Source organism: Agrobacterium sp. 16-172Ci (assembly GCF_053522725.1).
Window position 1 is genome coordinate 59,386 of record NZ_JBNWBW010000005.1, and the last position, 12,918, is coordinate 72,303.

12 protein-coding genes and 2 pseudogenes are annotated in these 12,918 nt (G+C 60.5%); 4 read left to right on the top strand and 10 right to left on the bottom strand.

Translation table 11 applies throughout. The features are described 5' to 3' along the window. Positions 1-5: 5 nt before the first annotated feature. The 5 genes from ACQZ40_RS07735 to ACQZ40_RS07755 all read right to left on the bottom strand — a co-directional run bounded on the left by ACQZ40_RS07735 (position 6) and on the right by ACQZ40_RS07755 (position 6,672). Positions 6-1,229, bottom strand: a complete 1,224-nt coding sequence (locus ACQZ40_RS07735) for an MFS transporter (protein WP_174046411.1) — start codon at positions 1,227-1,229, stop codon at positions 6-8. Then, positions 1,229-3,658 carry a TonB-dependent siderophore receptor gene (locus tag ACQZ40_RS07740; protein ID WP_448747700.1) on the bottom strand — a complete coding sequence of 810 codons (2,430 nt, stop codon included), beginning with the start codon at positions 3,656-3,658 and terminating at the stop codon, positions 1,229-1,231. The genes ACQZ40_RS07735 and ACQZ40_RS07740 overlap by 1 nt, the downstream gene beginning before the upstream one ends. Positions 3,659-3,766: 108 nt before the next feature. Then, entirely contained in the window at positions 3,767-4,735 is a 969-nt protein-coding gene (locus ACQZ40_RS07745) for a FecR family protein (protein WP_174000572.1), read from the bottom strand. 84 nt (positions 4,736-4,819) lie between these two features. Further along, positions 4,820-5,326 (bottom strand): sigma-70 family RNA polymerase sigma factor, encoded by a 507-nt coding sequence (locus ACQZ40_RS07750; RefSeq protein WP_020808834.1) that lies wholly within the window; start codon positions 5,324-5,326, stop codon positions 4,820-4,822. Positions 5,327-5,523: 197 nt separating this feature from the next. Then, positions 5,524-6,672, bottom strand: a complete 1,149-nt coding sequence (locus ACQZ40_RS07755; protein ID WP_448747701.1) for an ROK family protein — start codon at positions 6,670-6,672, stop codon at positions 5,524-5,526. Positions 6,673-6,884: 212 nt separating this feature from the next. Here ACQZ40_RS07755 and ACQZ40_RS07760 point away from each other — a divergent pair, with 212 nt between their 5' ends. After that, a complete protein-coding gene (locus ACQZ40_RS07760) occupies positions 6,885-7,781 on the top strand; it encodes a glycerophosphodiester phosphodiesterase family protein (RefSeq protein ID WP_448747702.1) in 897 nt (298 codons plus the stop codon). Positions 7,782-7,914: 133 nt separating this feature from the next. Here the strand turns inward: ACQZ40_RS07760 and ACQZ40_RS07765 are convergent. Beyond that, positions 7,915-8,082: pseudogene (locus tag ACQZ40_RS07765) on the bottom strand (short-chain dehydrogenase/reductase); the annotation flags it as partial. Between ACQZ40_RS07765 and ACQZ40_RS07770 the strand changes: the two are divergent. Further along, positions 8,081-8,311, top strand: a pseudogene (locus tag ACQZ40_RS07770) (helix-turn-helix transcriptional regulator); the annotation flags it as partial. The pseudogenes ACQZ40_RS07765 and ACQZ40_RS07770 overlap by 2 nt on opposite strands. A 59-nt stretch (positions 8,312-8,370) precedes the next feature. Here the strand turns inward: ACQZ40_RS07770 and ACQZ40_RS07775 are convergent. The 3 genes from ACQZ40_RS07775 to ACQZ40_RS07785 form a co-directional block, all read right to left on the bottom strand. Further along, entirely contained in the window at positions 8,371-8,940 is a 570-nt protein-coding gene (locus ACQZ40_RS07775) for a flavin reductase family protein (RefSeq protein ID WP_448747703.1), read from the bottom strand. An 11-nt stretch (positions 8,941-8,951) separates the two neighbouring features. Beyond that, positions 8,952-9,287 carry a ferredoxin FdxA gene (gene fdxA / locus ACQZ40_RS07780; RefSeq protein WP_065655313.1) on the bottom strand — a complete coding sequence of 112 codons (336 nt, stop codon included), beginning with the start codon at positions 9,285-9,287 and terminating at the stop codon, positions 8,952-8,954. Between the two features lie 104 nt (positions 9,288-9,391). Then, complete coding sequence (locus tag ACQZ40_RS07785; protein ID WP_448747704.1) at positions 9,392-9,991, bottom strand: superoxide dismutase; 600 nt, start codon at positions 9,989-9,991, stop codon at positions 9,392-9,394. Positions 9,992-10,284: 293 nt separating this feature from the next. On the opposite strand from ACQZ40_RS07785, the gene ACQZ40_RS07790 reads away from it, so the two are divergent. Continuing rightward, complete coding sequence (locus ACQZ40_RS07790; RefSeq protein WP_078053147.1) at positions 10,285-10,644, top strand: VOC family protein; 360 nt, start codon at positions 10,285-10,287, stop codon at positions 10,642-10,644. 220 nt (positions 10,645-10,864) lie between these two features. Here the strand turns inward: ACQZ40_RS07790 and ACQZ40_RS07795 are convergent, their stop codons facing one another. Then, complete coding sequence (locus ACQZ40_RS07795; protein ID WP_065655310.1) at positions 10,865-11,932, bottom strand: linear amide C-N hydrolase; 1,068 nt, start codon at positions 11,930-11,932, stop codon at positions 10,865-10,867. A 139-nt stretch (positions 11,933-12,071) separates the two neighbouring features. On the opposite strand from ACQZ40_RS07795, the gene ACQZ40_RS07800 reads away from it, so the two are divergent. Further along, complete coding sequence (locus tag ACQZ40_RS07800) at positions 12,072-12,872, top strand: hypothetical protein (protein ID WP_443406454.1); 801 nt, start codon at positions 12,072-12,074, stop codon at positions 12,870-12,872. Positions 12,873-12,918 lie beyond the last annotated feature (46 nt).

Genomic DNA, 12,918 nt, shown 5'->3' on the forward strand with positions numbered 1-12,918 from the left:
TCGGTTCATGAATTCTGCCGTCGCATCAGCAGGAAGATGACCGGTGCGGCGAGCACCGAAACGATGGCGGCAATGATGAAGGAGGCCTGATAGCCGAATTTTTCGGCGATCGCGCCTGCGCCCAACCCGCCGATCATGCCGACAACGCCATCCATGCACTGGAACAGGGTGAAATCGACCCCGGCCTGCCGGGGGTCCGACCAGCCCATGAAGCAGGCGTAAAGCGCGACGAAGCCGATGGACATGATGCCCGACGAGCTAGCCACCGCAACCGCCATGACGACCCATTGCGAAATATCGCGATGAACGCTGAAATAGGCGAAAAGGCACAACAGCGCCGTCTGCACGAAGATGGCGATGAGCAGGATTCGTGACGCCCCGTAGAGGCGTACCAGCGTGCCGCCGAGCAGCGCGCCGGCGAAACCGACGATCATACTGCCCACGCCATTCAGCGCGCCGATGGTGGCGAGGTCGAAACCGTAATCGACCAGGAACGGGCCGAGCATTGCCAGACCCCATTTCTGCGCGGCGACATAAACGGCCGCGACCAGAAGGCCGGTGCGGACTTCCCGTCGCTTGAGCGCGTTTTTGATCGATGGCAGGTGGTCCCGTGTTTGCGTGACCGTTCTTGCCGCCGGGCCGAACAGGAAGGGGAGCGCGAGCAGGATGACCAGCCCGGCCATGACCAGCGTGGCGCTCGTCCAGCCGGCGCGCTCCACCAGCACCAGAAACAGGCCGGCGCCGATGGCGGAGCCGAGATAGGAGCCGCCGACCTGTGCGGCATTGCCCCAGCCATGATGCTCTTCCGCCAGCGTTTCGACCGCATAGCCGTCGCAGGCGATGTCGACTGTCGCCGTCACCAGCGCGATCACCGACAGGATGGCGATTGCGACGGAAACCGGCGACGGGCCGGTGAATGCAAGAACAGCGAGGCCGCAGGCGCAGGCGGCGATGCCCGTGCCGACGATCACCCGCGACCGGTTCCTGCCGACGGGCGGCAGCCGGTAACGCTCCACATGCGGCGACCAGAGGAATTTCAGCGCCCAGGGCAGAACGACGAGATAAAGCAGGCCGATCTGGTCCAGCGGCAGTCCGGCGGTTCTGAGCACCGCCGGTAGGCCGAGAAAGGTCAGCCCGCCAATCACGCTCTGGCCGACATAAAGCCCGCCGACCGCCACGAAGACGGCGGCCGGCGACGGCTTGGTTGTGGCAGGGTTCTGCTGCAGCATCAGAAGCGATACCGGATGCTGCCGACGACCTTGCGGCCTTCGTCATAATAGCAGAAGCCCGTGGTGCAGACCTGTTTCACCTCGTCGAGAAGGTTGGTGGCGTTGATCTGCAGTTTCACGCCTTCCAGCGAGGGCAGGGCCTTGCCGAGATCGTAGCGCAGCGAGGCGTCGACGAAGGTGCGGGCCTCGTTGTCGAGAATGGGCGTGTGCTGGTTGTCGCCGAAGCTCGATCCGACATAACGCAGCCCCGCGCCGATGCCGAGGCCTTCGAGCGCACCGCTCTGGAACTCGTAATCGGCCCACAGCGAGAAGGTGTGATAGGGCGATGAATTGAGCTGCTTGCCCACCGTTTCCGACGTCAGTTTGGTGATTTCAACGTCGTTATAGGAATAGGAGCCGATGAGGCTCCAGCCATTGTCGAGCGAGGCCGTGGCTTCGAGTTCCACGCCGCGCGAGCGCAGGTCGAGCTGGCGCAGCAGGTTGATGCCGGACGAGGTCTCATAGACCGTCGCATTGTCCTGATCGAGATTGAAGAAGGCGGCGCTTAGCAGGGCGTTATATTGCGGCAGGGCATATTTCACGCCGAGTTCATATTGCTTGCCGACAGTCGGCTGCGCCTGTCCCGTTACCGTGCCCGTGGTGATGATGACGCCCGGATTGGCGACGAAGGAGGTGCCGTAGCTGACATAGGGCATCACACCGCTGTCAAAGACATAACCGAGGCTGGCGCGGCCGGTCGTCTTGGTTTCATCGCCGTCATAGGTGGGAGCCGTTGCGCCTCCGACGGTCTGGGCCTGATATTCGGTATCCAGCCAGTCGTGACGAATGCCGGCCGTCAGGCGCCAGCGGTCGATTTCGACCTGATCCTGCGCATAGATGCCGAGCGTGTTCATCCGCTGCTTCAGTATCAGCGACACATCAGGCACATAGGTGAAGGTGTCGGTGAAGGGGCTGGTGCCATTGCCCTGTTTCGAGGTGTAGGACATGTGGCTGAAGTCGATACCGGTCAGCAGCGTATGTTTCGCAGGGCCTGTGTCGAATTCGGTCTTCAGGTAATTGTCGGCGGAGACGCCTTCATTGTCCTCGATGGTGATGCCTGGATAGTTGGCGAAGACCCATTGCTGGTCGGCCGAAAGGGCCGAATAACGCGCCTTGCTGTAGAAGGTGACGTTGTCGTTGATTTCATGCTCGAACTCATAGCCGATACGCCATTGTTTCTGCTCGAAATCATTAAAACGGGAATCGCCGCCATAAACCGGCGTCGCGCCGATCGACTTGCCGTCGCTGCCGTAATTGTTGATGTATCCCCAGGTGCCGCCGGTGGTGCTGTCCATATATTCGCCGAGCAGCGTCAGCTTGGTGCCGGCATCCGGCTGGAAGGTGAAGGCCGGCGCGATGAACAGCCGGTCGTCCTTGATGGCGCTGATTTCGTTGCGGCCGTCGCGGGCCACCCCGGTCAGGCGGTAAAGCATGGTCTTTTCGTCATCGACGGCGCCGGAAAGATCGAAAGCGCCCTGCACGCGACCGAAGGAGCCATATTGCAGCTCCACCTCGCGCAGCGTCTCTTCGGTCGGGCGTTTCGAGATGATATCGACGATGCCGCCGGAGCTGCTGGCACCATAGATGGAGGCGGCCGGGCCGCGCAGGATGGAAACCGCTTCCACGCCATAGGGCTCAAGCCGGGCGCTGCCGTTCTGGCTGCTGACCTGCCGCAGGCCGTCGCGGAAGATGCCGGTGGTGCTGAGATCGGTGCCGCGCACCTTGAAGGCGTCGAAACGCGGCTCCGCGCCATATTGGCCAATGCGCGCGCCGGGCGTGTAGTTCAGTGCTTCCGAGAGGTTCTGCGGCTTCAGGTCATCGAGCTGCTTGCGGCTGACCGTGGTGATCGACTGGGCGGTTTCGGCGACCGGCGTATCGGTCTTGGTGGCGGTGCGGCCGGATTTTCCGACATAGCCATTGCTCTCGATGATGCCCCTGGCGCCTTCAAGGCCGGTGCCCTGCACGGTGATCGGCGCAAGCAGGGTGCTGCCGGCGGCAGCCGAACCGCCGCCTTCGCCGGTCTGGCTGGCGGGATCGAAAATGCGGACGGTATTGCCGCCGGCCAATGCGTAGTTCAGTCCCGATCCGGCCAGAAGCCCGCTGACGGCCGCCGATACGCTGAGCGTGCCCTTGACGCCGGCGGTGCTGCGACCCCTGGTGATCGCGGAGGGGTAAACCATGCGCAGATTGGCCTGACGGCCGAAGCTGAGGATGGCGTTTTCCAGCGGCCCTGCGGGAATGGAGACGGTGACGGTGGCGGGTGCGCCGCTTGCGGCGGGCGGTGTCTGCGCGCTAGCGGCCGTGGCGCCCGGACCTGCGGCGACGATACCCCCGATGATCGCCGTCGTCGTCAGCCAGAACCAGCCGCGTGCCTGCTTGCCCAAATTCATGTCATTCCCTCTCACTCGTGATCTCATGCCCCCGCTGAAACGGGTCCTGATTGTCTAGAGTGAAAAGGCGGGCCGACTCCTGACGTCGGATTCGCGAAAAAAGTTATTTTATCGCGAGCGGACGAAAACCAGCATTCCGGAAAGCCGCGATACCGAAACGGGAAGGCTCTCTTCGAGAATGGTGAGGGCCTGATCCGTGTCCTTGAGGTCGAAGATGCCGGAGACGTGCTGCCTCGCCGCCGCCTCATCGAGGATGACGATGCGGCCCCGGCGATATTGCGAGAGAATATCGAGAACCTCGCGCAGCGGCTGGCCGGAAAAGACGAGCTTGCCTTCGCGCCAGGCCATGCTGTTGGCGACATCCTTGCGAGCGCGCACCAGCCTGCCGTCGCCGCCAAGGGTCACGGCCTCTCCGGGCGTCAGCACGGCGATCTCGCCGCCTGTGGTCACTTCCACCCGGCCTTCCTCCACCTGCACCTCCTGCGGCAGCGCGCCATTGCCGGTGCGCACCGAATAATGGGTGCCGAGCGCTTTTGCTGTCAGCGCTCCATCCTCGACAATGAAAGGCCGCTCCGGGTTTTTGGCGACATCGAAATAGGCTTCGCCGCGAAGAAGGGTGATGCGCCGTTCCTTTTGCGAGTAATGAACGGCAATCGCGGTATCGGTGTTCAGGCTGATGCGGCTGCCGTCTTCCAGCGAAAGCAGGCGTGTTTCGCCGATTTCGGTGTAATAATCCGCCTGCCAGCGGTCCTTCAATCCGCTTTTCTCCGCAAACAGCGCTGCAAGCCCGATGAGGCAGAGACCGGCAACACCCGCCAGCATTGCCCGGCGAGGTCCGCGCCGTTTTCGCTGCTCGACCGGCGCAAGCTCGATATCGCCAAGCTCACCCCAGAGGCTCTGCATGTCCTCATAGGCGCTGGCATGGGCGGCATCGGCCCGCAGCCAGACATGAAACGCCTCGCGCTCCGCTTCCGTCGCGTCTGCCGATTGCATGCGCGCCACCCACAGCGCGGCCTCTTCGGCCAGACCGTCATCGGTCAAGCCGTTATCCTTCAGACCGTCCGGGCGCTTGTTCATGTCCTGATCTGCCGTTCGTTGCGTGCTGAGATGTGGTCCTTTTCCCTTATAGAGTGAAAAAGGATGCGAACACCTGATGCCGGTCTACATTTTTATTTGCGCGCGGACCTGACGGCAGTGCAGCAGCGCCTTGATGATGTGTTTTTCCACCATGTTGCGGGAAATGCCGAGACGGGCGGCGATTTCGCCATTGGAATGGCCATGCAGGCGGCTGAGCACGAAGACCTGCTGGCAACGCTTGGGCAGGGCCTCGATGGCCCGCGCCATTAAAATAAGGTGCTGCCGCCCGGCGACGATCCGCTCCTGCCCCGGCTCTTCGCAGGCAACGGCAAAGCCCGCTTCGTAAGGTGCGAATAACGGCCGCTCTCGTGATTGGCGAATGGCCGTCAGGCGGGCGACGGACCGGGCGATCTGGAAGAGATAGGCCTGTGGATTGTCGATCAGCGTCGCATGAGAAACCTCAAGCGCCCGCAGCAGGGTTTCCTGCATGGCGTCGGCGGCGTCTTCCCGGTTCTGCAGGCGCCGGCGGAAAAACCGCATCAGTCGGCTTTCCTCCTCGGCATCGAGAACCTGTAACAGGGCTTTGCTCATCAATCGACCCGGTGACGTATTGGCTTGGCGCATGAAGCAGCCGGATATGCTGCGTCATGTCGCGATAAACATGATATTTCTAATCATATTTATCGCCTTCGGATGCAAGCTGCCAACCAGTAAAAAACCGGGGGCGAAATCAGGCTCACGTTTCCGTGATGATTGTTGCGGGATTACATCAGCCCGCTTGGGCTGAGCTACAGGAAATAGCGCACCCTGAGCGGCAGCAGCGCCGCACCGATGGCGGATGGATCGCCCTTTGTTTCGCTGAGAACCAGCTTCGCCTCCTTCGGGCCGACACCGTAACGATGTGCGCGCCGGGAGGGCATGTGCGTGCGTTCGATCATCATCCGGCCAAGCGCACGCGGCAATTGCCCGCCAAAGACGATAGCCTGCGGATCGAGAACCGCGATCAGGCTTGCGATCAGCCGGTCCACCTGCGGCATCGTCTCGGTGAGCCACTCCTCGACGCCCGGCCATGCGGGGTCGAATTGCTGGTAGAGCGCTTCGATGGAATGGATATCGACCCCGTTTTTCTGCAAGGTGGCGATCAGATATTGCATCGCCGGCCGCTTGGGCGATTCATCCGTGCTATATATGCCGCTGAATTCGCCGGCATTGCCGTGAAAGCCGTGAAACGGCTGGCCACCGAGGATCAACCCGCCGCCGAAACCGTAGTTGAACGACAAGTACGCAAAAGTCTCACACCATGATCCGACACCGCGAAGGCTCTCGCCGATCGCCCCCGTGGTGGCATTGTTTTCCAGCCAGACCGGCAGGCGGAACCGTTTCTCAAGGATTGGCTTCAGGTCCATCAGCGACCAGTCGCGCAGGGGCTCCGGCGCATTGAAGGCGCGGTCCTCAGACACGAAAAAGCCGGACATGGAAAAACCGAGGCCAAGCAGACGCTCGCGCGGGACGCCATGTTCCGAGAGCAGCCGTTCGAGGGCCTGCGACAAGGCCGCAAGCGTCTCCTCCCTATCCTCCGGAAGCATCTTCAGCTTTTCCTCGAAAATCACGTCGCAGCGGAAATCGGCGATGCAGATCACCACGGAATCTGTGTTGATGGAAATGCCAAGCGAATAGGCCGCTTCCGGCACCAGTTCGATGGTGGGGCTAGGCTGGCCGCGCGTGCCCTTGAGCGGCGCGCCGGTTCGCAGAAGCCCGCGCTCCAGCAGACCTTCGATCAGCCGGTGCACGGATTGCTGCGTAAGGTTGGTGTGGCCGGTGATCGATGCGCGGGCGATGGGGCCGTGGCGGCGGATGATGTCCAGAATAAGACGCTCGTTTTCGCTGGCAAGCGGTTGGCGGTCGAAACTCTGGGGCTGGGTCTGATCCATGGTCATCGCTCTGGATAATGGCTGTGCGGGACGGCTGCAATGCGGACAACCATGGCTGACATAACTTTTCATGGATCCTGTTATAAATATTACACTATGAGTGTATTAAATCCAGATGGTCAACAACCGGTTCGCAGGAGCCGTCTCGGCGGCGGGCATGGGGAAAGTCTGACCCCGGCAACCAGCGCCGGTAAACACAACGTCTGAAAGCGAAAATCATGCATCAAACCCTTGCCGCCTCCCGAAATACCTCCAGCCCCTGCAATGTCCTTGCGCTCTGCTCGCGCGATAATCCGGCCATCCTGACCGTTGCCCATCGCGGTTTCTGGACCGCCACCGCCGAAAATTCGCTGGCTTCCGTCCGTGCCGCGGTTGCGGCGGGGGTAGAGATGATCGAGATCGACACGCAGGCGACGGCCGATGGCCGGCTCGTCGTCATTCACGACGGCACACTCGACCGCACGACGACGGGGAAGGGCATCGTGAATGCGCTGCCCTTCGAGGTGGTCCGCGCGGCAAGGCTGAAGGCCGGCGCGGGTGGCGATGCGGCTGAGGTGACCGATGAATGCGTGCCGACGCTGGAAGAATTGCTGGAGGAGGCGCGCGGCAGGATCACCGTCAATATCGACACCAAATTCGCCCGCGATCTGCCGCTGGTCATGGAAACCGTGCTGCGGCTCGATATTCAGGATCAGGTGCTGGTGAAGACCGATATCGACCCGGAAGCCGCCCGTTTCGAGGTGCTGGATGCGCACTGGTTCGGCAAGATCCCGCATATGCCGATGTTCCCGGTGCGGAAGGGCAAGTTTGCGGAGGATTTGCGCCGTATCGAGGCGTTACGTGCGCCGATGATCGAGGTGAAATTCACCGATATAGCCGATCTGGCTGAAGGTCGTGCCGAAATGGAGCGCCAGAACATCCGTCTCTGGATCAACACGCTCGACGTCGCCCATTGCCTCGATTTCAATGACACGCGCGCGCTGGCGGACCCTGAAGCCGTGTGGGGCGCTCTCGCCGAGGCCGGCGTCGGAGCGATCCAGACGGATGAGGTCGAAGCTTTCACCGGCTGGCTGAAGACGGCCCCCGGCGCGACGGGTAGAGCATGGGCAAGATGAGCAAGCGTCTCGACGCGCCGTCGCCATCGTCCTGGTAAAGTCGATGGCAGATGTGTTGAAACATCTGCCATCTGCATATCAGCCGGCTGAAACGCCGCAACCGAGCAATGTCCGGTCAGGCCGCCATCGGTCGTCAGTTCGCCCGAGACAGCGCAATTGCATCAGGACCTGCGGGAAAACGAAGCTGGCCGGATAGGTCATGGACGGCGCTCCAGATCGCTTCGGCGACATCGTCTTCGCTGGTCGTCATGGCCGGTTTGGCGAAGCCTTCAAGGATTGGTCCTGCAAAATCCATGTAGTCGGCCTTCGCGGCGCGTTTTCATGAAATGCTCGGCTGCGCGCCGATTGAATATCTGGCCCGCTGGCGGATGGCGCTTGCCAGGGACGCGCTGATGCGCGGGGTGAAGTCGCTCGACGATATTGCGGATGAGATCGGTTATGAATCCGCCAGCGCATTCAGCACCGCTTTCCGCAGGAGAACGGGTGTCGCTCCGGGCAGCTTTGCCCGTGCGAACAGCGACAGGCACTGACTGCGCGGATTTTCTGCAGCCGTGCCGGTCATGGCGGCGGCGGGAGCTTTTCGGACCATCTAGAGAGAGTGACGTTGATCCGTGCCGGTATAGGCGCGCTCGCTCCAGAGCAGGGCTCTGCGCAGCCGGTCCGATATTGCTTCGATTATGGCGCCCACGAACAGGATATGGTCTGCGGCATCGATGGAACCGACAAGTTCGCAGTCCATGGACAGAAGCGCATCGGCAAGTCTGGGGCTTCCTGACGGCCAGACATCCCAGTCGCCGATGCTGAACCGGTCCGGGTGATTTCCCTTGCCCGCAAAGACATCGGCAATCTCCTCCTGTCCTCTGGCCAGTGCCGCAACGGAGAAGCGTCGGCTCGCTGCGATGAGATCGACCATGCGGCTGCTGGCGTCGATGGAGATCATCAGAAGCGGCGGTTCCGCGCTGAGCGGCATGAAGGAGGTGATGGTGCGCCCAACCCGCTCTCCGCCATGGCAGGTCGTGGCCACCGCCACGGTGAAGGTTAGGCCGGCCATTGAATCCTTGAATTCACGCGGGGAGATCATCGGAGCGGCGCAAGCTTTCAGCGGAACATGTGCGTGATTGACCACACCGCCATCGATCAGCCTGAGATTATGAGACATGACATGCCGGGCTAACCGCCCGCTCCCGGATTTTTCGAAAAAATGGACATTTTTGCTGCAGCGCCATTCATGATGTCGGCATTGTCAGGCGGTGACTTTTTCTCGTGCACGCGCGGCCAGATACCGGAATAGTGGCGATTGAGGTCGAGCCAGACATGCAGCCCCGCTTCGGTATCCGGCCGGATCGCGGCGGCGGGACATTCGCCCTCGCAAATCCCGCAGTCGATACATTGATCGGGGTGAATGACGAGCATGTTCTCGCCTTCATAGAAACATTCGACCGGACAGACTTCCACGCAGTCCATGTATTTGCAGGCGATGCAGTTTTCGGTGACGACATAGGGCATTGAGACGCTCGAAGAGAGTTGCAGCCGGACGGCGGCTGTCCGGCTGCGCCTGATCCGGCCGGCCGCCCAGGGCAGCGGGACCGGCCGGATCGGTGGGGCTCAAATCAAAGGCGGGCGGCGACCGCCTGCCAGTTCACCAGATTGTCGAGGAAGTTTTCGAGGTAAGCGGGGCGCTTGTTGCGGAAATCGATGTAATAGCTGTGTTCCCACACATCGCAGCCAAGAAGCGCCTTCTGCCCGAAGCAGAGCGGATTGACCCCGTTTTCGGTGCGGGTGATCTTCAGCGAGCCGTCGGTATCCACCACCAGCCACGCCCAGCCCGAACCGAACTGGGAGGCGCCGGAGAGGGCGAAATTCTGCTTGAACAGCGCGACCGAGCCGAAGGACTGCGTCAGCGCATCTTCCAGCACCTTGGGGATCGCATGATTTTCCGGCCCCATGATTTCCCAGAAGAGATTGTGGTTCCAGTGCTGGGAGGCATTGTTGAAGATGCCGGATTGCGCCACCGCACCCGTCTCATAGGTGCCCCGGACGATCTCTTCGAGGCTCCTGTTTTCCCATTCGGTGCCGACGATCGCCTTGTTGAGATTATCGACATAGGCCTTGTGGTGAAGATCGTGATGGAACTTCAGCGTCTCCTCGGACATGCCCGAGGGGGCGAGCGCATCATAGGCATAGGGGAGGTCGGGAAGCTGGAAAGCCATGGGGTATCCTTTGTCAACTGTTCGCTCAAGAGCATGGAAAGAGCCTTGCGAAAACAAGGTGACAGTACTTCTAGGACCTCAACCATGGTTCAGGTCAAGAGGTTTTTTTAAAGGCCACGCGACGCTGACGGGCAAGCGGGAAGAAAGCGCTTTTGGATCCGGTAGAGCGGCTCCGGCAGAGCAGAGCCACTATGCTCCACCGGTCTTAATAGCCTCTAAGACTGCCGTTCTGCTTGATATTTTGGCAGCGACTGCGCAGCATGCTTTCCGTTATCGAGGAGAGGGAGAAAGTCTTGGCCAGAGCCGTTGGAATTGGTGGCGTATTCTTCAGGGCAGCAGATGCTGCCGGTCTGGCCGAATGGTATGAAAAACATCTCGGCATCGACGATCTGCATAAATCCGTGTGGCATCAGGAGGCCGGAATGACGATTTTTGGGCCTTTCGACAGAAATAGCGAATACTTCGGTCGTGCTGAACAGCAATGGATGATCAATTTCCGGGTGGATGATCTCGATGCTCTTATCGTGAAGCTGACGGCAGACGGCATCGAGGTTGAAACCCGCGCCGAATGGGATTCGGAGGTGGGACGCTTCGCAAGGATACATGATCCGGAAGGTAATCCGGTGGAATTGTGGGAGCCCGCTCGGAGCTGACGATATTTGTGCCCCGCCGGATCGCCTCGAAGGTGAGTGCTTTACCTCGCGCCAGGGTTGACGCCGGATCGGTGACCGCGCTGTTTCGACATGGGCTTCCGAGGGGGCGGTCGCTCAGATTGCGATAAGCACAAGTCTGACTGACAGATTCTGATCTCTGTCCGGCGCGTCATGCCTTCTCAATCAATCGCTCATATGCCTTGCGGCACGATCGGCGCCCTCAAAGCCCGAGGAACTTGAAGGGTTTGGTGTCCTTCAGGCTCTCATTCGCCATACCCGAATAGATATGGATCTGATTGGGGCCGAGATCGAGTTTCTTGACCGCACCGGTTTCTTTCGAGAGATCGAGTTTCGTCATGTCGATCCAGAAGATATTCGGCGTCAGAGCCGATTCGAAGAAATAGAGTTTGCGTTTGTGATCTATCACCGTGCGCCAGCGGGTTGAGGAAATATTCGGCTGGTCTGGTGTGGTAATGCCGTAGGGAACGGAGACGTTGCGGATCACGCTGAAGACGCTCGCGATGGCTTCGACAGGGTTCTCGCTCTTTGGAATGGCGTTGGCGTAGAAAGAGGCGCGGGCAAACCGGTCCGATGCGCGGTTGGTGCCCGGCAGCATGACAGTGCCGCCGATCTGCTGCCAATATTCGTTGAGCGCCAGCTGGTGGTCGAAGGTCGGCGAATTGGTCATCACCTGAAACTGACGCCCGTGATGGATGACCTGCTTGCCATCGATATATTCAACGATCGCGCTGTCGCCGCTCGCATCCGAAAGGGAAAGGTGCAAAGTTGCCAGACGCTCTTCGCCGGGCACATTGTCGGTCACGATTGTGAAGGGGTTTTTCTCGAGCGCAGCGACTGCCTCTCCCACCGTCGCGAAATTGTCGAGTGCATATTGCGCCCAGGCCGCGATAGACAGACCCGGCGATTTGCCGTCATAGGCGGGATAGCTCGACTCAACCAGCCAGAGGACGTTTGCAGCAAGCCCCGCCTCATTCATGCCGTCCGTCGTGGAAATATCATAGCCCGATGCAATGACGCTGCCGTATTTCGAAGTCCATTTGACCGAATTCGGCCCAGCCTCGCCAGAGCGCTCCATGCCGCGGGGGAAGACCCAGATATTGGTTCCTACATCCGTTTTCCAATCCATCGACCGGGCCGTCATCACCTGATCATTTTCGCCCAGATAGACGAACCGCGTGCAGGCCTGCGCGACAGAGGTTGTGAGCGTCGCGATGGAAAAGATCGCGGCGGTGCAGGCGGACATAAACGGAAGGGTGCTCTGGCGCATGGGAACGTCTCCGGGTCTCGCGGTACAAATACAGCGTATGATAGAAGATCGGACTTGTTGGGGCGTGTCAAATAGGTTTAGCTGCAGGCGATCGGTTGGGGAGAAGTCATTGCTAAAATTACCATCTTTTGCGGCCCTTATGGCTTTTTTTGCAAGCGCGGCCTCAGCCGCGGATCAACCGGGCTCCCTGCCCGCGAGGGTTGACGGCGCCGATTGGGCGTTTCAGGCAACGGGTTATCTGTGGGCGACGGGTTTGAACGGCAACATTTCGCCCTTCCGTCGCGCACCAACGCTGCATGTGGAAAAATCCTTCTCCGACGTCATGGACGACCTCAACTTCGGCGGGTTCTTGAACATCTGGGGCCGTTATGACCGCTTCGTCCTGTCCGGCGATCTAATGTATGTCGACACCACGGACAGCAAGGCGGCTGGGCCGCTGCCGGCGCTGCAAATCCCGGGTTTACCCACCCTTCCGGCTGGCGCCGCAATCGATGCGAACGTCGATACGCAGGAATTCATGGCGACATTACAGGCCGGTTACCGGATCGTGGATGCAGATGGATTTTCGCTCGACGCCTTGGCGGGAGCCCGCTTCTGGCATATCTCCAACGCGGTGGCGGTCACTGCCAGCCATCCCCTGATCGGCAGCGTATCCGCCACGTATAAGGAAAGCTTCGGGTGGGTTGATCCCGTGATCGGCGCGCGCGCCTTTTTCAACCTCACGGATAAACTCTCCTTGCAGGGACAGGTCGATATCGGCGGCTTTGGAGCGGGATCGGATCTCACCTGGTCTGCGCTCGCGACGGTGAACTACATCTTCACGGACACACTGTCCGTCTCGGCAGGTTACAAGGTGCTCGACGTGGATTATTCAGACGACGGTTACGTTTTTGATTCGAGGCTGAGCGGGCCGGTGGTCGGTCTGACCTATCGGTTCTGACCCTTTTTCCCCCACTATGACCTTGACACGACACCCTTGCAGTCTA